Raw genomic sequence first — 19,972 nt, forward strand, 5'->3', positions numbered from 1 at the left:
GAAGGGCGAGAGATGCGGGTTGTCGTAGTCAAGGCCGACGACATAGCCGACGTAGGCCTGGTTGTCCTCCAGGTGATAGATGAAGGAGCCGCCCCAGGTGGTGGTGTTCATCGGCCAGCCGGCGGTGTGAATGACCGTGCCGGTCTTGTGGTTGGCGGGATCGAGCTGCCAGAGCTCCTTGATGCCGATGCCGTAGGTCTGCGGGTCCGCGCCGTCGCGCAGGCCGAAACGCTGTTCGAGCTGCCGGGTGAGCGAACCGCGGCAGCCCTCGCCGAAGAAAACGTAGCGGCCGTGCAGCTCCATGCCCTGCTGGTGGGACGCCTTCTGCGCGCCATCGCGGCCGATGCCCATGTCGCCGGTGGCCACGCCCTTCACCCGGCCATCGTCGTGATACAGCACCTCGGCGGCGGCAAAGCCGGGATAGATCTCGGCGCCCAGGGCTTCCGCCTGTTCTCCCAGCCAGCGGCAGACGTTGCCGAGCGAGACCACATAGTTGCCGTGGTTGTGCATCTGGCTCGGCAGCATCCAGACGGGCAGCGAGAGGCTGCCCTTCTCGCGCAGCAGCATGAACTTCTCGTCGCCGACCGGCGCGTTCAGGGGCGCGCCCTTTTCCTTCCAGTCGGGAATCAGCTCGTTGAGGGCGCGTGGCTCCAGCACCGCGCCGGAGAGGATGTGGGCGCCAACCTCCGAGCCTTTTTCGAGCACGCAGACCGTGATCTCCCGGCCGCTTTCCTGCGCCAACTGGCGCAGACGGATGGCGGCAGACAGTCCCGCCGGGCCCGCCCCGACGATGACCACATCGTACTCCATGAACTCGCGTTCCAAGATCCCTCACTCCTCAACTGCCGTGGCTGACCCACGTTTTCGGACTGTCCTATAGATTTATGCCGCCAGAGTACAGATGCCGACCCCTCCCCGCGCACGGCAGGGACGCCGCTTTCTGGCCATTTTCCGCCCCTCCCGGCCCCCTGGGACTCCCGAATCGGGCTTTACGGAGGATTTACCAATGCCCGGCATCCTTAAAGGCCAGGAGAAGCAAAACCATGGCCGTACAGGACCTTACGAGATTCGAGTCCGACGAGCGCCCGGAGAACATCCCGAGCGAGCTTGACGACCTGACCCACGCGGAGATGCGCATGCTCTATGCCGAATCCGTCGAGGTCGTTCGCTTTGCCAAGACCCAGCAATGGAAGTCGGTGGGTGCGATCCTGGTCGTCTTCATTGCCCTGATGGGCCTGTCGCAGCTCGCCGAACAAAAGCCGCTGCTGACCAACCTGATCATCGCCATCAGCTTTGTCTGCAGCGGCGGAGTCATCTATTCGCTGGCGCTCTATCAGGCCTGGCAGAACACGGAGCGCAAGAAACTGCGCGAGATCGGTCTGCACCTCTCCAGCTACGCCAAGGCGATTCGCGCCATCAAGTCCTCCCGCGAAGCCAACGTCCATCGCTACACCCTGCTGGCCTTCATGATCGTCAGCGTGCTGATGGGCAACCTCATGCTGGTTCTCTTCGTTTCGCCACTTTACCGCTAGGCCGCGGCCGCTCCAGGACGCGAAACGTCGCAGCCGGGCCCTGCTGAAGCCCGACACTGCGCGAAAGCCCGACACTGCGCGAAAGCCCGACACTGCGCGAAAGCCTGACACTGCGGACTTTCTGGCCAAGGGGCGCATCTGCTAGCCTGGATCCATGGCAGATCCAGCATCCCGCAACACCGAGGCCCTGGCCGCCCTCCAGTGGCTGATCGATGCCGGCGCCGACGAGGCCGTCGGCGAGACGGCGCTGGACCGCACCCGCCTGCCCGAACCGCAGCGCCCACTGCAGGCGGCGGCAGCGAAGCCTGCAGCGGCAGCCGCTGCGCCCGCCCGTCCGGGCCTGCAGGAGGCCGCACCCGCAGCGCCGCGCGCGCGCCGCCCGGCCAGCCTGACCTCGGCCAGCGAAACCCAGGCCGATGCGCAGCGCCTGGCCCAGGGGGCCTCTTCGGTCGAGGACATCCGCAAAACGCTGGAGGCCTTCGACGGCTGCCCGCTGAAGGCGACCGCCACCAACCTCTGCCTCTACGACGGCAATCCCGAAGCCAAGATCATGATCATCGGCGAGGCGCCGGGCGGCCAGGAGGACCGGCAGGGCAAGCCCTTCGTCGGCCCGGCCGGCCAGTTGCTGGACCGCATGCTGGCGGCCATCGGGCTGGACCGCAGCCAAGTTTACATCACCAACCTGCTGTTCTGGCGTCCGCCGGGCAACCGCAACCCCACGCCGGCGGAGATCGCCGTCTGCCTGCCCTTCCTCGAGCGCCAGGTCGAACTGCTGGAACCGAAACTGCTGCTGCTGACGGGCGGGATGTCGGCCAAGACCCTGCTGAACCGCAGCCAGGGCATCCTCAAGCTGCGCGGCCGCTGGGACGACTACCGCCATCCCCGCCTCAGCGAACCGATTCCCGCCCTGCCGACCCTGCATCCGGCCTATCTTCTGCGCCAACCGGCGCAGAAGCGGGAGGCCTGGCGCGACCTGCTGGCCTTCAGCGAGGCGATGACCCGCGAAGGGCTCTCCCCCCAAAGCCTGATATCCAGCCCGACCGCCCCCGAAGTTCGCTCGACGCCCCGACGCTAAAACCCTGGCGGCTGCAAAGCTTAACGCGGATTTAACCCGCGCTGTGGCCTTCTGAAGATCGCCTGAAGACCGCCGTGGTTGCAGTCTTATGAGCGCTTCATTAACCTTTATCGAACACCGGGGCCATGAGAACACCGGGAGAGGTAGTGCAGTTCAGGAGTCGGGTCCGTGTCCAGTTTTCCGGGGCACGGCTTTTCTTGTCGATCCCCCGTCAGATCGCCCGCGCGGGAGCCTGCGCGGCAACGCTGCCTTTGCGCCTGACCGCTGCCCTTACCGCTGCCCTTACCGCTGCCCTGGCTGCTGCCGGCCTGGCCGGCACCCTGGCGCTCGGCGCAGCAGCCCAGGCGCAGGTGCTGCAGCCGGGCGATCTTCAGCCTGACAGCCGGCAACCCGGCCTCAACAACAGTCTTCCAGGCGACGCCGCGGCACTGCCCGGCGGCATCCTGCCCGGCCCCGACGGACTTCCGGCCGTGCTCTCGCCCGCCGATGCCGAGCGCTACCGCCGCATCTTCGCCGTGCAGGAAAAGGGGCGCTGGAAGGAAGCGGACGCTCTGATCGCCGCCCTCGACAACCGCGTGCTGATGGGACACGTCCTGGCCCAGCGCTATCTGCACCCCACGGCCTACCGCTCCCGCTACAAGGAGCTGAAAGCCTGGATGGACGACTACGCCGACCATCCGCAGGCACCGCGCATCTACAAGCTCGCCCTGAAGCGGCGCCCGGCGAACTACCGCCGACCGCAGCCGCCGATCACGCCGGGCAAGGGCATCCTGTCCTCCGCAAAGCGTGTCAGCAGCGAATACGTCTCGCCGCGCCAGCGCAGCAAGGCCACCCGCAGCCGGGTCGCGAAGATCAAGCGTCAGGTGCGCCGCAACGTGCTGCGCCAGCGCTTCACCGTGACCGAGGACCTGCTGAACCGGACATCGACCCAGAAACTGCTGGACCAGGTGGAACTGGATCAGGCCCGCGCGCGCGTCGCGGCCGGCTGGTTCTACTACGGCCGGCCGGAGCGGGCCTATGCCCTGGCAGCGCCGGCCGCCAAACGCTCGGGCCATGCAGCACCGATGATCAACTGGACCGCCGGGCTTGCCGCCTGGCGCCTCGGCGAGCTGGAAGCGGCGGCCGGATTCTTCGAGGTCTTGGGCCAGACCGACCGCGCCGCCGGCTGGAACATCGCCGCCGGCGCCTACTGGGCGGCGCGCGCCCACCTGCGCCTGCAGCGGCCGGAGCGCATCAGCCCGCTGCTGCAGCGTGCCGCGCTCTACCCGCACACCTTCTACGGCCTGCTGGCGCGCCGGGCGCTGGGCATGCCGATCGAGTTCGACTTCGGCTCCCACCGCATGGACCCGCAGATGGCGGCGCTGCTGAAGAACAACCGGGTCGGCAGCCGCGCGCTGGCGCTGATGCAGGTGGGCGACCGCGAAGCGGCCGAGCGGGAGCTGGTGAAAGGCGGGTCCTGGAACGACCCGCGTATGAGCCAGGCCCTGCTGGCGCTGGCCCAGCATGCCCGCATGCCGTCGCTGGCCTTTCGCATGGGCACCCAACTGGCTCGTCTGGGCGACAACCGGGCGACCCCCGGCGCGCTGGACGCCGCGCTCTACCCGATCCCGCCCTGGCAGCCGGAAAGCGGCTTTCAGGTCGACCGCGCCCTGATCTACGCCCTGATGCGCCAGGAATCCGGCTTCAACACCCGGGCCAAGAGCCCGGACGGCGCCCGCGGCCTGATGCAGCTTATGCCGCGCACCGCCAGCTACATGGCCCGCGACCGGCGCTACCGCGGCAAGAACGGGCGCAACGAGCTTTTCGAGCCCAGCCTGAACATGGAGCTGGGCCAGCGCTACATCGCCTATCTGCTGCGCCACGAGCGGGTGCAGGGCGACCTCTTCCGGTTGACCACCGCCTACAACGGCGGGCCCGGCAATCTGGGCAAGTGGCAGCGCCACATGAAGGCCGGCGACGACCCGTTGCTGTTCATCGAGGCCCTGCCGTCGCGGGAAACCCGGCTCTTCATCGAGCGGGTTCTGACCAATCTCTGGATCTACCGCCAGCGGCTCGGCCAGCCCGCGCCTTCGCTGGAACGTCTTGCAGGCGGCGACTGGCCGCATTACGTAGCCTTGGACGGAACCCGTGCCGAGGTCGCGCAACATGGCCAGAATTGACGAAAGCCTGCCCTTCCTGCCCATCAACATCGCCGTCCTGACGATTTCCGACAGCCGCACGCTGGCGGACGACAAGTCGGGCCAGCGGCTGCAGGAGATGCTCACCGCCGACGGCCACAGTCTGGCAGCGCGCGAGATCGTCACCGACGACAGCGACAAGATCGTCGCCACCCTGCGCAAGCATATCGCCGATCCGGACGTGGACGTGGTGATCACCACCGGCGGCACCGGCGTGACCGGCCGCGACGTGACGCCGGAGGCCTTCAAGCAGGTAATGGAAAAGGAGATCGAGGGCTTCGGCGAGCTGTTCCGCTGGATCAGCTACCAGAAGGTCGGTACCTCCACCATCCAGAGCCGCGCCATCGGCGGCGTCGCCGACGGCACCTACCTCTTCGCCCTGCCCGGCTCGCCCTCGGCCTGCAAGGACGGCTGGGAGGAGATCCTGAAGTACCAGCTCGACTCCCGCCACAAGCCCTGCAACCTGGTCGAGCTGATGCCGCGCCTGAAGGAACACCTGAAGGCGGCAAGCTGACCGGGCAGCGGTCGACTCCAGCAGATTCAAAATCGCCAGAGCCTGCGCGCAACACAATTGCGCGCGCATTCGCCTTTCCGCTTTGAAAGCCGGGGGCGAGAGGCTTTACTCTTGTCCAGGGTACGCACCAGGCAGGGGCGCGGCAGGAGGAGACAGTCATGAATGACGGCATGAACGACGGCACCGCGAACGAAGCGCGCATCACCGACAGCGATCTGACCACTGAAAGCTACGAGGCAATTCCCCTGCCCGACCGCCGCAGCTTCACCGACGTGGAGATGGCCGAGCGCGCCGCCAAGTTCCTGGAAGAGGCGAAGACCCGCCATTCGATCCGCGACTTTGCCCCCACGCCGGTGCCGCGCATGGTCATCGAGAGCTGCATCCTGGCCGCCGGGCGCGCGCCCAGCGGCGCCAACCGACAGCCCTGGCACTTCGTCGCTGTCGGCGACCCGGAGATGAAACGCCGCATCCGCCAGGCGGCGGAGGCCGAGGAGAAGGCCTTCTACGACGGCAAGGCGGGCGACGACTGGCTGGCCGCCCTGGCGCCGCTCGGCACCGACGACGAGAAGCCCTTTCTGGAGACCGCACCCTGGCTGATCGTCATCTTCGCCGAACGTTACGGCGTTTCCGCCGACCGCAAGATCGTCAAGAACTACTACATCAACGAGTCGGTGGGCATCGCCACCGGCATGCTGATCACGGCCCTGCACTGCGCCGGGCTGGCGACCCTGACCCACACACCCAACCCCATGCGCTTCCTGAACGAGATCTGCGGCCGGCCGGAGAACGAGAAGCCCTACATGATCCTGGTCGCCGGGCACGCGACGGAAGACGCCACCGTACCCAAGCACGCCAAGCGCAAGAAGTCCCTGGACGAGATTGCGACGTTTTGCTGATCAGCGCCCGCCACGCAGGGCCGTGAGGTCGGCTGCGGTATCGACGTCGCGCAGGGTCTCGACGAAGCCGACGTCACAGCTGCCGAGGTTGGCCAGCGTGTCCGCCAGCGTCGTGACGCTGGACCAGCGCACGCCGTCAAAGGGCGCCACGATGCGCGGCCGCCGGCGGGCGCCGACCAGCCAGTAGCCGCCGTCCGCCGCCGGGCCGAAGACCCAGTCCTTGGCGCCCAGCACGCGGAAGGCGGCGGCGATGTGGTCACGGCGGATGCCGGGGATGTCGCTGCCCACCAGCACCAAAGGGCCGGGCGGCAGGTCCTCGAACAGCCGGCCCATACGCCGGCCGAGATCGCCGCTGCCCTGGGCCACCAGCGTGCCCTCGAAGGGCCAGAGCCCTCTGCCGTCGCGGGCGGCGCAGTCCGGCGTCACCGCGAGCCAGAGCCGCCAGCGCGGATCGGGCGACAGGCGGCGCAGCAGGTCGCCGGTATGACTACGGTAGAAACGCAGCGCGGCGACGGTCCCGAGGTCGCGCGCGAGACGCCGCTTCACAGTGCCCAGGCGCGGCGCGCGCGCCATGACGACAAGATGGTTCTCCAGCATTCCTCGCTCTCTTCTAACCGTAGAGCCGCGCCAGAACCCGGGGCGGCGTGCCCGCGAAGTAAAGTGCGAGGATCGAGAGGTTGCGCAAGGGCCGCAGCAGCCAGCCGCCCCGGCGATAGCGCACTGCGGAGGTCACCGCGCGGCTCTTAAGCATCCTAAGGGCGCTGCGCCCCTGCCGCCGCACCAGGCGCCGCACGAAGTCGACATCCTCCATCAGCGGCAACGGGCGCATGCCGCCGAGCCGGCCGTAAAGGTCGCGGGCGATCAGCAGGCCCTGGTCGCCGTAGGGCAGAGCCAGGCGCCGGCTGCGCCAGTTGGCCAGGCGTTCGATACGGCGTGCCTGCGGGGCGGGATCGTCCAGGGCGAAGCGGAAGCAGGCCGCCCGCTCCCCCGCGGCCCCGGCGGTCATGAAAGCAGCGGCCTCATCAGCCCAGCCGGACTGAAGCAGCGTGTCGGCGTGCAGGAAGAGCAGCCAGTCGCCGCTGGCCGCCGCGGCCCCGGCGCGGAGTTGAGACCCTCTGCCGCGCGGCGTTTCGATGACCCTGGCACCGGCCTGCTCCGCCAGAGCGCGGCTGGCCGCCGTGTCACCGGCAGCGGCGAGGACGATCTCCGTCAGCAGGCCGTCCCGGCGTGCCTCGGCCAGCGCCGCCAGACAGGCCCGCAAACCATCGGCGGTGTCGAGTGTGGGAATGACGACCGAAAGCGAAGGGGAGAGCGAAGGGCGGCGCATGGCCAAGACTTAGCACGGGGCCCTGGAGGTCGAACACAACGCGCCGCAAGGCGCGGGAGTCGGCGCGGGCCAAGTTTTCGTGATCGTAGCCGCCGCGCGCTTGGCGGTGCGGCGGCGCCCGTGCTAGCGGTCCGGGCGTCTTTCCCGAACCCGGAGCCGGCCTTGCCCGACGGACCCGACATCGATGCGCTGCTGCGCGGCCTGACGGCGCTGCCGGCCTTCGCCGGCGTCGCGCGGGAACAGCTCGCGCTCATGCCGACCACCGGCCTGGCGCATGACCACGTGACGATGGAGGGCCTGCGCCTCGAGGGCCGGGCGGTGCTGCTGCGGGTGCCGCGGCAAAGTCAGTTCGCCTTCAACGCCGCCGACAACCTGGCCTATCAGGCCGCCTGCTTCGAGCGGGTCGCCGTCAGCGCCCGCGGCCCCAGGCTGTTCGGCGTCTTGGCGCCGGACGCGGGCCTGCCCATGGGCGCCCTGGCGGTGGAGCGCATCGACGGTCGCCCACCGCACCTGCCGGGGGACCTGCCGGCCCTGGCCGAGGCCATGGCCCGGGTGCACAGCCTGCCGCTGCCGCCGGAGGGCGCGCGGGCGCCGCTGGCCGACCACCGCGACCCGGTTGCCGGCGCCCTGACCGAGATCGAGGCCCAGGCCGCCTTCCTGCCGGAAGCCGGTCTCGATCGGGAAAGCGCCCGGGCCATCGCGGAGGAGTTGGCCTGGGCGCGCGCCTACGCCGCCGAGATTGCAGAGGCCGGCACACCGCAGCCCCGCGCCCTGGTGCTGACCGACACCCACCCCGGCAACTTCCTGATCGATCGCCAAGGGCGGGCCATCATCGTCGACCTGGAAAAGGCGCTCTACGGCGCCCCCGGAATCGACCTCGCCCATGCCAGCGTCTACTCCTCAACCACCTGGGACGTCGCGACCTCGGCAGAGCTGGAAGTCGGGGAGGTCGCCGCCTTCTATGCCCGCTATCTGGCGGTCGCCGCCGAGCTCCGCGGCGCCGCCTGGGCGGCGCGGCTACGCCCCTGGCTGCTGCCGCTGCGCCGCCTCCTCTTCCTGCGCGCCATCACCTGGTGCGCCAAGTGGCAGGTGCTGCAGGCGAGGGCCCGCACCGCCGACAAGGCGGCGGCGGAGAGCACCGAGGACTGGTCCGCTGAAAACAGCGATCCTGCGCTCGTTGCCCATGTCGCCGGACGGGTCGCGCTCTACCTTTCGCCGCCGGTTCTGGCGCGCATGCGGAGCGAATGGCTGAGCCCCGGCGCCCTGACGGAAGTGCTGTCGGATCAATAGTTTGTTCTTGCTTTGTTCTTATCTCTGCGCTACCCTCTGCGCATGGTTGATCTGATCCCCGATAAACCACGCAAGGGCCGTGGCGCCGTCAGCAATGCCAGCGGGCGCTACGAGCCCTTCACCCGCGTCGCCATAGACGATGGCTGGGGTCAGGACCCCGGCAGCAGCGGCTTCGGCGAGCCCGGTTTCGGGGCCGATCCGCCGCCGCGTCCGACCGAGGTGACCTGGGATGCGACGCGCACGATCATTGCCCGCAACACCTCCCCCGACGTGCCCTTCGACCGCTCCATCAACCCCTATCGGGGCTGCGAGCACGGCTGCATCTACTGCTTTGCGCGCCCGAGCCATGCCTGGCTCGGCTATTCGCCCGGCCTCGATTTCGAGACCAAGCTGCTGGCCAAGCCGGAGGCGGCGAACCTCCTGCGGGCCGAACTGGCGCGCAAGAGCTACAAGCCCGAACCCATCGCCCTGGGCACCAACACCGATCCCTACCAGCCCATCGAGAAGCGGCTGAAGGTCACCCGCCAGATCCTGGAGGTGCTGCGCGACACCCGCCATCCCTTCACCATCGTCACCAAGTCCAACCTCGTCCTGCGGGACCTCGACATCCTGGCCCCCATGGCGCGGGAACGGCTGGTGCGGGTGATGATCTCGGTCACCTCCCTGGACCGCAAGCTGAGCCGGGTGATGGAGCCGCGCGCGCCGACGCCGGAGCGGCGCCTGCAGGCGCTGCGCACCCTCAACGCCGCCGGCGTGCCCGCCGGGGTGCTGACCGCGCCGATGATCCCGGCCATCAACGACCACGAGCTGGAAGCACTGCTGGAGGCGGCGGCGCGGGCCGGCGCCACCACGGCGGGCTATGTGCTCTTACGCCTGCCGCTCGAGATCAAGGACCTCTTCGCCGAGTGGCTGGAGGCCCACTTCCCGGACCGCAAGTCCAAGGTCATGAAGCTGGTGCGGGAGACCCGCGACGGCGCCCTTTACCAGCCGGAGTTCGGCCTGCGCCAGCGCGGCAGCGGGGTCTACTCCGACCTCCTGGCCCAGCGTTTCAAGCGGGCCGAAGGGCGCCTCGGCCTCAACCGCGGGGGCTTCAAGCGCAGGGGCCTCGGCGACCTCGATTGCAGCCAGTTCGAGCCGCCGGCAGCCGAAGCCAAGACCGACAAGCGCCAGCTCTCGTTCTTTTAACGCAAATCCCCGCTACCGCGCCTTCAAGCGCCCCTTGCCTGCCGGGCCAGCGAAATCGCGGCTAACGCCTTGTCCGGCCTTCACTCTTTTGAAAGCAGCAGCCTGCTAAACAGAAGGGAGGCGGGCCGCGGCGGCGCGCCCTGGCGATTTGACGAGATCAGAGACCGGTCATGGAGGGCCATACCAGCAGCATCACCGAACTGGCGATCGTGGTGGTCGCCGCGCTTTGCTGCGGGCTCATCGTCCGGTCCTTCCGCCAGCCGATCCTGCTGGGCTACATCCTGGCCGGCGCCGCCCTCGGCCCCTCCGGCTTCGGCTTCGTCGAAAACCGCGATCAGGTGCAGTTGCTCGCCGAACTCGGCGTGCTCATGCTGCTGTTCTTCATCGGCATGGAGCTGCAACTCCGCAGCCTGAAGGCGGTCTGGCGCATCGCGCTGATGACCACCCTCTTCCAGATCGCCGTCGGCGTGCTCGCCATGTCGCTGCTCGGCTTCTATCTCGACTGGCCCATCGGCCTGACGGTGGTGCTGGGCTTCGTCGTCGCCCTCTCCTCCACCGCCATCGCCATCAAGATGCTGGAAGAGATCGGCGAGAAGGGCACCCGCGTCGGCAACGTCACCATCGGCATCCTGATCGCCCAGGACCTGGCGGTGATCCCGATGATGCTGGTGGTGAGCACTTTCACCGGCGAGAACGCCTCGATCGGGGCCGGGACGCTCATCAAGCTCGGTCTCTCCATCGCCTTCCTGGGGATCCTGCTGGTCTACCTCGGCCGCGGCCGCCGGCTGCGCCTGCCCTTTGCCAAGTCCGTCGGGCGCAATGCCGACCTGACGCCTCTGGCCGGGCTTGCCTTCTGTTTCGGCGCCGCGGCGCTGTCCGGCCTGATGGAGCTCTCCGCCTCCTACGGCGCCTTCCTGGCCGGGCTGGTGATCGGCAACTCCACCAGCCGGCGGGTGATGATGCACTACACCGCGCCGATCCAGAGCGTGCTGCTGATGGTCTTTTTCCTCACCATCGGCCTGCTGATGGATCTCGGCTACATCTGGGAGAACCTGGGCACCGTCATCCTCATCGTCACCTTCGTGGCGATCCTCAAGACCGCCCTCAACATCGTCGTCATCCGTGCGATGGGGGAGACCTGGCCGCGCGCCTTTCTCTCCGGTGTCATGCTGGCCCAGCTCGGCGAGTTCTCCTTCATTCTCGCCGCCCTTGGCCTCACCGCCGGCGTGATCTCGCCGGAGGAGCACCGCCTGCTGGTGGCCGTCACCGTGCTGTCGCTGATCGGCAGCCCGATCTGGCTGGAGGCCGCGCGGCGGCTGCACCGCATCGCCCTGCTCGGCATCACCTCCGGCCGCGAGACCCTGCGCCTCACCCTGGGGCCGGAGGCAAAGGCGCTCGGCCGCTCGGGCGGGCTTATCGGCGGACGCATCGGCGACTGGCTGCGGCGCGCCGCCGGACCCTTGGCGCCAAAGATGCTCGGGGCCTCCCAACGCGACCAAAAGCCGCTGGCGCCGGACGCCGGCCCTACCCATAATGGCGGCGACCTTGATGGCACTGGGTCGCCATCCCCCCGGCGCAGTCCGTCGCCGCCCCTCAATCCTGGTGGGGCGGAAGCGGACTGACCGTAGACCGGGGCGGGCGGCCATCCTTTAACGCTGCCGGACCCCCACCTCCCGTGCCGGACTTCGCCCTCGAACACGCATTCGCCGAAAGCCTGGGCTCAGATACGCCCCGTCCCAGCCTGCGGATCATCGGCCTGGACGAAGCCGGCCGCGGGCCCTGGGCCGGGCCGGTGGTGGCCGCAGCGGTCTGGCTGCGGCACGAAGGCCTGCCGGCAACGCTGCGCGACGGCCTGGACGATTCCAAGAAGCTGACGGCACGGGCGCGCGAAGCCCTCTTCGATGCGCTGCAGGCGCTGCCGCCGGAGGCCGGCGCGGTCGCGCTGGGAGAGGCCAGCGTCGCGGAGATCGACCGTCTGAACATCCTCCAGGCCTCGCTCCTGGCCATGCGGCGCGCCGCGGCAGCGCTGCCGCTGACCGCCGATGCAGCCCTGGTCGACGGCAATCAGAAGCCTGACCTGACCTGCCCCCTGCGCACCGTGGTCAAGGGCGATTCCCGCTCGCTGTCCATCGCCGCGGCCTCAGTGATCGCCAAGGTCAGCCGCGACCGCACCATGGCCGCCCTGGCCCGCGCGCATCCCGGCTACGGCTGGGAACGCAACCAGGGCTACGGCACCGCCGAGCACCGCGAGGGCATCGCCCGACTGGGCGTGACGCCACAGCACCGCCGCTCCTTCCGCCCGATCCGGGAGGCAATCGCCAAAGTCTCTTAACAACAATCCCTAACATCTTGAGTCTCATAGACTCTTGACGGGAGTCCCCGGGTGACTCAGGATGCCCGCTTTCGCGCAAGAGAGGGGGGATCGACCGGCGTGCAGAAAGATGTGGTCAAGCAGGGCGACTGCATCGCGTTGATGGAGGAGATGGCGGAAGCCTCGGTGGACATGGTTTTCGCCGACCCGCCCTATAACCTCCAGCTCGACGGCGAGCTCTACCGGCCCAACAATACCCGCGTCGATGCGGTGGACGACGCCTGGGACCAGTTCGACAGCTTCGCCGCCTACGACGACTTCACCCGCCGCTGGCTGCGCGCCGCGCGCCGCGTGCTGAAGGACAGCGGCACGCTCTGGGTGATCGGCAGCTACCACAACATCTTCCGCGTCGGCACGGCGCTGCAGGACCTGGACTACTGGATCCTCAACGACGTGGTGTGGCGCAAGTCCAACCCCATGCCGAACTTCCGCGGCCGGCGCTTCACCAACGCGCACGAGACCCTGATCTGGGCGGCCAAGGACAAGGATACCCGCTACACCTTCAACTACGACGCCATGAAGCGGCTGAACGACGATCTGCAGATGCGCAGCGACTGGCTGATCCCGATCTGCAGCGGCGGCGAGCGGCTGAAGAACGACCAGGGTGAGAAGGGCCACCCGACCCAGAAGCCCGAAGCGCTGCTCCACCGCGTCATCATGGCCGCCACCAAGCCGGGCGAGGTCGTGCTCGATCCCTTCTTCGGCAGCGGCACCACCGGCGCGGTTGCCAAGAAGCTGGGCCGCCGCTTCATCGGGCTGGAGCGCGATGCGGGCTACGTGAAGCTGGCCGAGCAGCGCATCGCCCAGGTGCAGCCGGTCAAGGATCTGGAACTGGTCGAGACCCCGGCCAAGCGCCAGGAGCCGCGCATCCCCTTCGGCTGGCTGATAGAACACGGCCTGCTGGAGCCCGGCACCGTGCTGCACGGGCCCGACAAGCGCTGGCGCGCCAAGGTGCGCGCCGACGGCACCCTCATCACCAGCGACTTCAAGGGTTCCATCCACCAGGTCGGCGCCCACCTGCAGGGCGCCCCCTCCTGCAACGGCTGGTCCTTCTGGCACATCAAGGCCGACGGCAAGCCGGTCTCCATCGACGTGCTGCGCCAGAAGCTTCGCGCCAATCTCGGCAAGACGCTGAACTGAAGTCTCTCGAGTAGCGCCGAAACGGCTCGAGCCCCCCGAACTTTGACCAACTCGAAGGGCGTTCCCGCTGGCGCGGTCGATGACAAGCACCTAGCCGCGGCTCCTACGGCCACAGCGCACGGTCTGTAGAACGACATCACCCTGAGCAGGGCTCAACCACAGGGTGACTCGCCGGCGAGTCTTCCGCTATGAAGAAGGCAGCCGCAGGTGCGGTCCACCTCGTGACGCGGGATCAGCGATGGCCCTTGGCCCGGAAGGAGTTGGCCGATGTACAAGCTCAGCGACGTTGGTGAGGTGTTGCTGACCACCGGCCGGCTGCTGGCCTTTCGCCCGGCGGTGCCGGATCTGAAGCGCCTGGGACCGCTCTATGTCGCAATGGGGCTGGCCTTTGCCTGGCTTGCGGGCATCGGACGCTACTGGGATAACCCGAGGGCTGAGCTCTGGCAGACACTCGGCCTGGGTTCGGTCGCCTATGTCTTCGTGATGGCGCTGCTGCTCTGGATTATCGTCTGGCCCCTGAATCCGCGCGGCTGGCGCTACCGCTCGGTTCTCGTCTTCGTCGCACTGACCTCCCCACCGGCCATACTCTATGCAATACCGGTGGAGCGCTTCCTCTCTCTTGATGCCGCTCAGAGCGTCAACATCTGGTTTCTCGTGACGGTCGCGCTCTGGCGGGTCATCCTCCTGTGGGTCTTCCTGCAGCGCGCGGCGGGCCTCACACTCGGCGTCAGTTTCGTGGGCACTCTTCTGCCGATTGCTCTCATCGTGGTTGCCCTCAGCCTGTTCAACCTTGAACATGCCACTTTTGAGATCATGGGCGGTCTGGACCCCGCCCAGAGAACCCCGAACGATGCGGCCTACGCCGTGTTGATCACCATCACGTTGTTCTCCTCTATCGCCCTTCCGTTTCTTCTCCTCGCCTACATGATTCTATGCCTCAAGGCGCGGCCGTCCCGATGGGACAAGAGAAGCGATGAGAGACACGGCAGCTAGGTCCACAAAGGCATGAAGCTCGGCCTCATCGCCATGAGTGGGGTGCGGGTACAAAACCCCGAGCTGACCGCCCTGGGGCTGACGCTGCCGGGCTTTGTCGAACGCAGCAAGGTGATCGCGTCCCTGCCTAGCCTCGCCCTGCTGACCCTCGCGGGGCTGACACCCAGGCACATCGACGTCCGATACCTGGAGCTCCCAGACCTCTCCGAGTCTCATGAGCTGCCAGACGGCTTCGACGCGGTTGCGATCTCAAGCTATACCGCCCAGATCAAGGATGCCTACCGCCTCGCTGACCGGTATCGAATGGCTGGGGTGAGAGTAATCCTCGGCGGCCTGCACGTCACCGCCTGCCCGGAAGAGGCCGCACAGCATGCCGATGCCGTGGTGCTCGGCGAGGCGGAAGGGCTCTGGCCGCAGGTCGTGACAGACCTCGAAAGAAAGCAGCTCAAGCAGGTCTACGATGCTCGCGGCGAGAGCTTCGATCTCGCTGCCGCTCCGATGCCGCGTTTCGACCTACTGGATCCCGCGCGCTACAATCGCCTTACAGTCCAGACCCAGCGCGGCTGCCCCTTTTCCTGCGAGTTCTGTGCCGCCTCCATCCGCCTTTCTCCCCGCTTCAAGGTCAAGCCGGTGGAGAAAGTGATTGCCGAGATCAGGCGCATCAAGGAGATCTGGCCGAACCCCTTCATTGAATTGGCTGACGACAACAGCTTCGCCAACCGTTCCCACGCGAAGCGCCTGGTGCGGGCAATCGCCCAAGAAGGCATCCGCTGGTTCACCGAGACAGACATCTCCGTCGCTGACGATCTTGAGTTGCTTGCGATGCTGAGGGATTCTGGTTGCAGCCAGTTGCTCATTGGGCTGGAGGCGCCGAGCCGCCGCGGGCTGGATGGGCTGGAGACAAAGTCGAACTGGAAGGCCGGGCGCGTTGCAACGAATCTGGCCGCGATCGAACGCATTCAGCGGCAGGGAATCACGGTTAACGGCTGCTTCATTCTGGGTCTCGACGGCCAGGATGAGAGCAGCTTCAACGACGTCATAACGTTCGTGCGCGAAAGCGGCCTCTACGAGGTGCAGGTGACGTTGCAGACGCCCTTTCCCGGAACACCGCTTTATGCGCGCCTGCGCGACGCAGGGCGCCTTCTGGAGGAAGACGCCTGGGAGGCGTGCACGCTTTTTGACGTGACCTTCAAGCCGCAAACCATGAGCGCCAGCGATCTGGAATCGCGGTTTCATGCCCTCATCGCAACCCTATACAGCGACGACTTCAGACGCCAGCGCCGTGGCGCCTTTCGGCGACTTCAGTCTCACGCTCCGTCCAACATCTCCTAGGCCCGGGACCGCGCAGGGGCCTGCTGCTGCCGCGCCGCTTTGGGTTCTTCTGCGAGCTGCCAGTCGATCGGCCGTTCCGGGCGGTAGGCGCAGAAGGTGCCGGTGCGCAGGCTGTTGGCGAGGTGGCGGCCGAGCGCCGGGTGGGCGGCCTCGATCTTGCGCAGGGCATGGCGGATGCGCCAGGTGACGGTGGTGCGCGCCCGCTCGGCCAGGCTGCCGAGACGGCGGCTGCGCCCGCCCAGGCCCAAGGCCTTGGCCAGGGTATCGACCAGCTCCCCGATCTCGCCGCGCAGCCGTTCGGCCTGCAGCGGATCGTTGCGGTCCTCCGCCTCGGCCAGGTCTTCCTGCAAATCGCGAATACGCGCCTTGAGAGCCCGGCGCGCCGGCTCGTCGAGCGCCGCGTCGCCGGCGAAGTGCTCGTCGCTGCGTTCGGCGAGATCGAGGCAATGCACCTCGGTCCCCGGACGCTCCAGCAGGCGGCGGATGTCGTGCAGCCCCTTGAGGGCAGGAAGCCGCACCGTCTGTCCGGCAAACGCCAGCCGCCACTGGCCGGCCTCCGGCACCAGCGCCGCCGGTTCCGCCGCTGCGGGATTGCTGCCCCGGGCGGTGCCGGAGGCCGCAGCCTCGGAGGGCCTACCGCAGGCATCGTCCAACAGGCGAAACCCCTCGGCCAGGACCGCGCGGTCTTCGGCACGGCGGTAGGGGTTGACCGTCAGCAGCCAGCGGCAGGCCTCGCCCGGCTCAGGCTCGCGGCCGCCGTTGATCCAGTCGCGGTACTCCCGCTCATAGACCGCCAGCATTGCCCGCCCCTCCTCCATCCGCCCGAGCCTGGCGTAAGCGATGGCGACGAAGGCGGGCACATCGACGATGGGAAAGCCGTCGATGGCCGCGGCCAGGGCGGCGGCCCGTTCGTAATCTCCGGCAGCGGTATGGGCGATAGCCGCGTAGGCGAAGTAATGGTTCGGATGACAGGGGTTGAGACGCAGGGCCCGTTCGGCGTGCTCGGCGCCAAGCTCCGGCCGGCCGAGGAAGGCCTCGCCGACCGACATCTCCATCAGCATGTCGGCGTCGTTCGGGCAGAGCGCCAGGGCGCGGTCGAAGTACCAGGCGGCGCGGTCGAACTCCCGCCTGTAGTTCAGCACCTTGCCGATGACGACGTGCAAAAGGGCGTCGCGGTCGTCGATCTCCAGGGCGCGGTGGGCGTGTGTATAGGCACGCTGGCCGTTTTCTTCGAACTGCGACCAGAAATGGCAGCTCCACTCGTTGAACCAGGAGAGCGAAACGCCTGCATGGGCGCGCGCGTAGTGCGGGTCCAGGTCGATGGCGCGCTCGAAAAGACCGCGGGCTTCTTCGTCTGCGCTGGCACTGCCGTTGCGCAGCAAAGCGAGGCCCCGCAGGGTAAGCTCGTAGGCGGCCAGGGAGTCCGTCGGCTTGCGCCGCAGATCGTCGCGCGCCGTCTCCTCCAGCCGCGTCGAAAGCGTGGCGGCGATGCGGGCGACGACCTCGTCCTGGACGGCAAAGACATCGCCGGCGGAGAAGTCGTACTGCTCGCTCCAGAGTTGGCGGCCGCCGCCGCAGTCCACCAAGGCGGCGGTCACCCGCAGCCGCTCGCCGGCACGCCGCAGGCTGCCGCGCAGCAGGTGGCTGGCCCCCAGGCGTGCCCCGGCTTCCCGGTCGGAGAGGCCGGCCACGGCCATACACGACATCCAGGAGATGACCTGCAGGCTGCGGAAGCGCGTGAGTTCGCCGCAGATGTCTTCCAGCAGCCCCTGCGCCAGGGGGTCGGCAGCGGCAGCGTCGCCTGCAACCTGAAAGGGAAGCACAGCCAGGACAGGAGGTTGGCTTGGATTCTGGCCTGCGTTGGGGCCGGTTATTGGGCCGGGCATTGGGCCGGGCATGGCTTGGTCTTTTCGTCTGATCGGCGGCCTTATCTACGAGCATAGCCCAAGCCGGGCTTCAGGAAAATGCGCCGGCCCTCACATCGTGAGGCGCCGCCTCACGCCCTTTGGGGTACAGGGAGCTCTCCGCCGCAAGGTCCCTTCCGCCGCGAATGAAATAAATCGAAGCCGCGCCGCCCCCGGCGCGGGTATTGTTTTGTGGATTTGGCGTCAGCCGAAGAAGGAGATCACAGCATGTCCAGCGACCGCCAGGGAAACACCCTTTCCGGCGCCACGCCCGCGGCCCTCACGCTCTACGAGCAGGCCGTCGAGGCCTTCAACATCTACCGCGGCGATCCCATCGCCCTTGTCGACGAGGCCATCGCGCAGGCGCCGGACTTCGCCATGGCGCGCATCCTGAAGGCGCACCTCTATGGCCTTGCGACCGAGCCGGAAGCGACGGCGGAGGCACGCGACATCGTCGCTGATGTCAAGACGCGCGCGCTGAACGAGCGCGAGGCCTCCCACCTCGACGCCCTGGATCTGGTGCTGCAGGGCAACTGGACCGCGGCGGCCGTCGCGCTCGACCACCATCTCGTGCGCTACCCCCGCGACCTCGTGGCGCTGCAGTCCGGCCACCTGATGGACTTCTACCGCGCCAACGCGCGCGACATGCGCGACCGCATCGCCCGCGCCCTGCCCCAGTGGTCGCCGGAGGTGCCCGGCTATTCCATCGTGCTGGGCATGTATGCCTTCGGCCTGGAGGAAAGCGGCGACTATGCCCGCGCCGAAGAAATGGGCCGCAAGGCCGTCGAGCTGCAGCCGCTCGACTGCTGGGCGCATCATGCCGTCGCCCATGTGATGGAGATGCAGGGCCGGGCCGAGGACGGCATCGGCTGGATGATCGCCCGCGAGCCCCAGTGGTCGGGCGACGACAACTTCTTCAAGGTCCACAACTGGTGGCATCGCGCGCTCTACCATCTCGACCTCGGCCAGGTCGACCAGGTCTTTGCGCTCTACGACGGCCCGATCCGGGAGGAGCGCAGCGCCGTCGCGTTGGATCTGGTGGATGCCTCGGCGCTGCTGTGGCGGCTGCAGTTGACTGGTCATGACGTCGGCGAACGTTGGGACGAGGTCGCCACGGCCTGGGACCAGCATGCCGACGGGCGGCTCTATGCCTTCAACGACTGGCATGCGGTCATGGCCTATCTCGGCGCCGGCCGCGAGAGCGACGTCAGCCGGATCACGGATGCCCTGCGCAACGCGGCCGACCCGGCTGCTGAAACCAGCGGCTGGGCCAGGACCACGGGGCTTGCGCTGGTGGAGGGCTTCACGGCCTTCCGGCGCGGCGACTACGAGACCGCGGTCGAGCGTCTGCACGGCGCGCGCTATATCGCCAACCGTTTCGGCGGCAGCCATGCCCAGCGCGACATCATCGACTGGACCCTGACCGAGGCGGCGCTGCGTGGCGGCTTCCGCGACGTCGCCACGGCGCTGGCCAACGAGCGCCTGGCCCTGAAGCCCCACAGCCCGGTCAACCGCGGCTTCCTGGAGCGCGCCCGGGCCGGCGGTTCCGGCGGCGAGCAGGCCGCTTAGGCGGCCCACCGAAACTGCCAGGAGCGCGCCATGCAAGCCGGCGACAGCGGCGAGGGAGCGTTGCCTAAAGCCTCCCGCGCCGACCTCGATATCCGTTGGGCGAAGGCGGAGGAGGCGCGTGCGATCGCGCGTCTCTTCCTCATCTCCTCCGACGGCCTTGCCGCCTACATCTGGAGCCGGATCGACATGCCGGGCCTGCGTACGGGCGACGCAAGCTTGGAGGACGTCGGGGCCGCCCGCTACGCGCGCAGCGGCACGGCCTTCTCCTACGAGAACTGCCTGCTGGCCCTTGCCGGCGGGGCCGTCGTCGGCATGGCCCATGCCTTTCCCATGGAGGCGGATCCGGAACCTGCCGAGGAGGAGGACCCAGTGCTGCGGCCCTATGCGGAGCTGGAGGCCCCCGGCTCGCTCTACCTCTCCGGCCTGGCAGTCGAGGAGGCGTACCGGAGCACGGGCATCGGTGCGGAGCTGATGGACTGCGTAGAGGAACTGGCCCGGGCCAAGGGTCTGCCGCGGGTTTCGCTGATCTGCTTCGAGCGCAACACGCGGGCCCTGGCGTTCTACCGCCGCCGCGGTTATCGCGAGATCGCACGGCGGCCCTTGGTGCCCCACCCCAGCCTGCACTACGCCGAGGGAGACGCCCTGCTTCTGGCGCGCGCCTGCTGAG

The 19,972-nt window shown here is 68.2% G+C and carries 18 protein-coding genes; 14 read left to right on the forward strand and 4 right to left on the reverse strand.

The genetic code is table 11. The features are described from left to right. Positions 1 to 825: NAD(P)/FAD-dependent oxidoreductase (locus Q0982_RS09215; RefSeq protein ID WP_322096989.1), on the reverse strand; the 825-nt coding region annotated here is incomplete at its 3' end. A 218-nt stretch (positions 826 to 1,043) separates the two neighbouring features. On the opposite strand from Q0982_RS09215, the gene Q0982_RS09220 reads away from it, so the two are divergent. The 5 genes from Q0982_RS09220 to Q0982_RS09240 all read left to right on the forward strand — a co-directional run bounded on the left by Q0982_RS09220 (position 1,044) and on the right by Q0982_RS09240 (position 6,194). Next, positions 1,044 to 1,532: a hypothetical protein gene (locus Q0982_RS09220; protein ID WP_299394487.1), complete on the forward strand. Its 489-nt coding sequence runs from the start codon at positions 1,044 to 1,046 to the stop codon at positions 1,530 to 1,532. 154 nt (positions 1,533 to 1,686) lie between these two features. Beyond that, on the forward strand, positions 1,687 to 2,607 hold the full coding sequence (locus Q0982_RS09225) for a uracil-DNA glycosylase family protein (RefSeq protein WP_299394488.1): 921 nt from the start codon (positions 1,687 to 1,689) through the stop codon (positions 2,605 to 2,607). A 197-nt stretch (positions 2,608 to 2,804) separates the two neighbouring features. Then, on the forward strand, positions 2,805 to 4,766 hold the full coding sequence (locus Q0982_RS09230) for a lytic transglycosylase domain-containing protein (protein WP_299394490.1): 1,962 nt from the start codon (positions 2,805 to 2,807) through the stop codon (positions 4,764 to 4,766). Continuing rightward, entirely contained in the window at positions 4,753 to 5,298 is a 546-nt protein-coding gene (moaB, locus tag Q0982_RS09235; RefSeq protein ID WP_299394493.1) for a molybdenum cofactor biosynthesis protein B, read from the forward strand. The genes Q0982_RS09230 and moaB overlap by 14 nt, the downstream gene beginning before the upstream one ends. A gap of 158 nt (positions 5,299 to 5,456) precedes the next feature. Continuing rightward, positions 5,457 to 6,194, forward strand: a complete 738-nt coding sequence (locus Q0982_RS09240; RefSeq protein WP_322096990.1) for a nitroreductase family protein — start codon at positions 5,457 to 5,459, stop codon at positions 6,192 to 6,194. Here the strand turns inward: Q0982_RS09240 and Q0982_RS09245 are convergent, their stop codons facing one another. Both Q0982_RS09245 and Q0982_RS09250 read right to left on the reverse strand, forming a co-directional pair. Next, positions 6,195 to 6,791, reverse strand: coding sequence for a TIGR04282 family arsenosugar biosynthesis glycosyltransferase (locus tag Q0982_RS09245; protein ID WP_299394495.1), 597 nt, complete (start codon positions 6,789 to 6,791; stop codon positions 6,195 to 6,197). A 13-nt stretch (positions 6,792 to 6,804) separates the two neighbouring features. Next, positions 6,805 to 7,521 (reverse strand): TIGR04283 family arsenosugar biosynthesis glycosyltransferase, encoded by a 717-nt coding sequence (locus Q0982_RS09250; RefSeq protein ID WP_299394498.1) that lies wholly within the window; start codon positions 7,519 to 7,521, stop codon positions 6,805 to 6,807. A gap of 162 nt (positions 7,522 to 7,683) precedes the next feature. Between Q0982_RS09250 and Q0982_RS09255 the strand changes: the two genes are divergently transcribed. From Q0982_RS09255 to Q0982_RS09285, 7 genes are all read left to right on the forward strand, one after another. Beyond that, positions 7,684 to 8,811, forward strand: coding sequence for an aminoglycoside phosphotransferase family protein (locus tag Q0982_RS09255; RefSeq protein WP_299394500.1), 1,128 nt, complete (start codon positions 7,684 to 7,686; stop codon positions 8,809 to 8,811). 42 nt (positions 8,812 to 8,853) lie between these two features. Next, positions 8,854 to 9,996, forward strand: coding sequence for a PA0069 family radical SAM protein (locus Q0982_RS09260; protein ID WP_299394502.1), 1,143 nt, complete (start codon positions 8,854 to 8,856; stop codon positions 9,994 to 9,996). Positions 9,997 to 10,166: 170 nt separating this feature from the next. After that, complete coding sequence (locus Q0982_RS09265) at positions 10,167 to 11,618, forward strand: cation:proton antiporter (RefSeq protein ID WP_299394503.1); 1,452 nt, start codon at positions 10,167 to 10,169, stop codon at positions 11,616 to 11,618. A gap of 92 nt (positions 11,619 to 11,710) precedes the next feature. Further along, positions 11,711 to 12,328 carry a ribonuclease HII gene (locus tag Q0982_RS09270; RefSeq protein WP_322096992.1) on the forward strand — a complete coding sequence of 206 codons (618 nt, stop codon included), beginning with the start codon at positions 11,711 to 11,713 and terminating at the stop codon, positions 12,326 to 12,328. 141 nt (positions 12,329 to 12,469) lie between these two features. Then, positions 12,470 to 13,507 carry a site-specific DNA-methyltransferase gene (locus Q0982_RS09275; RefSeq protein ID WP_322096993.1) on the forward strand — a complete coding sequence of 346 codons (1,038 nt, stop codon included), beginning with the start codon at positions 12,470 to 12,472 and terminating at the stop codon, positions 13,505 to 13,507. A gap of 267 nt (positions 13,508 to 13,774) precedes the next feature. Beyond that, positions 13,775 to 14,500: a hypothetical protein gene (locus Q0982_RS09280; protein WP_299394511.1), complete on the forward strand. Its 726-nt coding sequence runs from the start codon at positions 13,775 to 13,777 to the stop codon at positions 14,498 to 14,500. Between the two features lie 12 nt (positions 14,501 to 14,512). Next, a complete protein-coding gene (locus tag Q0982_RS09285) occupies positions 14,513 to 15,832 on the forward strand; it encodes a radical SAM protein (RefSeq protein WP_299394519.1) in 1,320 nt (439 codons plus the stop codon). Here the strand turns inward: Q0982_RS09285 and Q0982_RS09290 are convergent. After that, complete coding sequence (locus Q0982_RS09290; RefSeq protein WP_299394520.1) at positions 15,829 to 17,655, reverse strand: hypothetical protein; 1,827 nt, start codon at positions 17,653 to 17,655, stop codon at positions 15,829 to 15,831. The genes Q0982_RS09285 and Q0982_RS09290 overlap by 4 nt on opposite strands. 309 nt (positions 17,656 to 17,964) lie before the next feature. Here Q0982_RS09290 and Q0982_RS09295 point away from each other — a divergent pair, with 309 nt between their 5' ends. Then, positions 17,965 to 19,305: a tetratricopeptide repeat protein gene (locus Q0982_RS09295; protein ID WP_299394523.1), complete on the forward strand. Its 1,341-nt coding sequence runs from the start codon at positions 17,965 to 17,967 to the stop codon at positions 19,303 to 19,305. Between the two features lie 30 nt (positions 19,306 to 19,335). After that, entirely contained in the window at positions 19,336 to 19,971 is a 636-nt protein-coding gene (locus Q0982_RS09300; RefSeq protein WP_299394524.1) for a GNAT family N-acetyltransferase, read from the forward strand. The last annotated feature ends 1 nt before the right edge of the window (position 19,972 follow it).

Source organism: Pelagibius sp. (assembly GCF_028281305.1).
GTDB lineage: Bacteria > Pseudomonadota > Alphaproteobacteria > Kiloniellales > Kiloniellaceae > Pelagibius.

Excerpts from the sequence above, each read along its gene's own strand:
- Q0982_RS09220 (WP_299394487.1), top strand. The coding sequence starts at position 1,044 with ATGGCCGTACAGGACCTTACGAGATTCGAGTCCGACGAGCGCCCGGAG.
- Q0982_RS09225 (WP_299394488.1), top strand. The coding sequence starts at position 1,687 with ATGGCAGATCCAGCATCCCGCAACACCGAGGCCCTGGCCGCCCTCCAG.
- moaB (WP_299394493.1), top strand. The coding sequence starts at position 4,753 with ATGGCCAGAATTGACGAAAGCCTGCCCTTCCTGCCCATCAACATCGCC.
- Q0982_RS09240 (WP_322096990.1), top strand. The coding sequence starts at position 5,457 with ATGAATGACGGCATGAACGACGGCACCGCGAACGAAGCGCGCATCACC.
- Q0982_RS09245 (WP_299394495.1), bottom strand. The coding sequence starts at position 6,791 with ATGCTGGAGAACCATCTTGTCGTCATGGCGCGCGCGCCGCGCCTGGGC.
- Q0982_RS09250 (WP_299394498.1), bottom strand. The coding sequence starts at position 7,521 with ATGCGCCGCCCTTCGCTCTCCCCTTCGCTTTCGGTCGTCATTCCCACA.
- Q0982_RS09260 (WP_299394502.1), top strand. The coding sequence starts at position 8,854 with ATGGTTGATCTGATCCCCGATAAACCACGCAAGGGCCGTGGCGCCGTC.
- Q0982_RS09265 (WP_299394503.1), top strand. The coding sequence starts at position 10,167 with ATGGAGGGCCATACCAGCAGCATCACCGAACTGGCGATCGTGGTGGTC.
- Q0982_RS09275 (WP_322096993.1), top strand. The coding sequence starts at position 12,470 with ATGGAGGAGATGGCGGAAGCCTCGGTGGACATGGTTTTCGCCGACCCG.
- Q0982_RS09280 (WP_299394511.1), top strand. The coding sequence starts at position 13,775 with ATGTACAAGCTCAGCGACGTTGGTGAGGTGTTGCTGACCACCGGCCGG.
- Q0982_RS09285 (WP_299394519.1), top strand. The coding sequence starts at position 14,513 with ATGAAGCTCGGCCTCATCGCCATGAGTGGGGTGCGGGTACAAAACCCC.
- Q0982_RS09295 (WP_299394523.1), top strand. The coding sequence starts at position 17,965 with ATGTCCAGCGACCGCCAGGGAAACACCCTTTCCGGCGCCACGCCCGCG.
- Q0982_RS09300 (WP_299394524.1), top strand. The coding sequence starts at position 19,336 with ATGCAAGCCGGCGACAGCGGCGAGGGAGCGTTGCCTAAAGCCTCCCGC.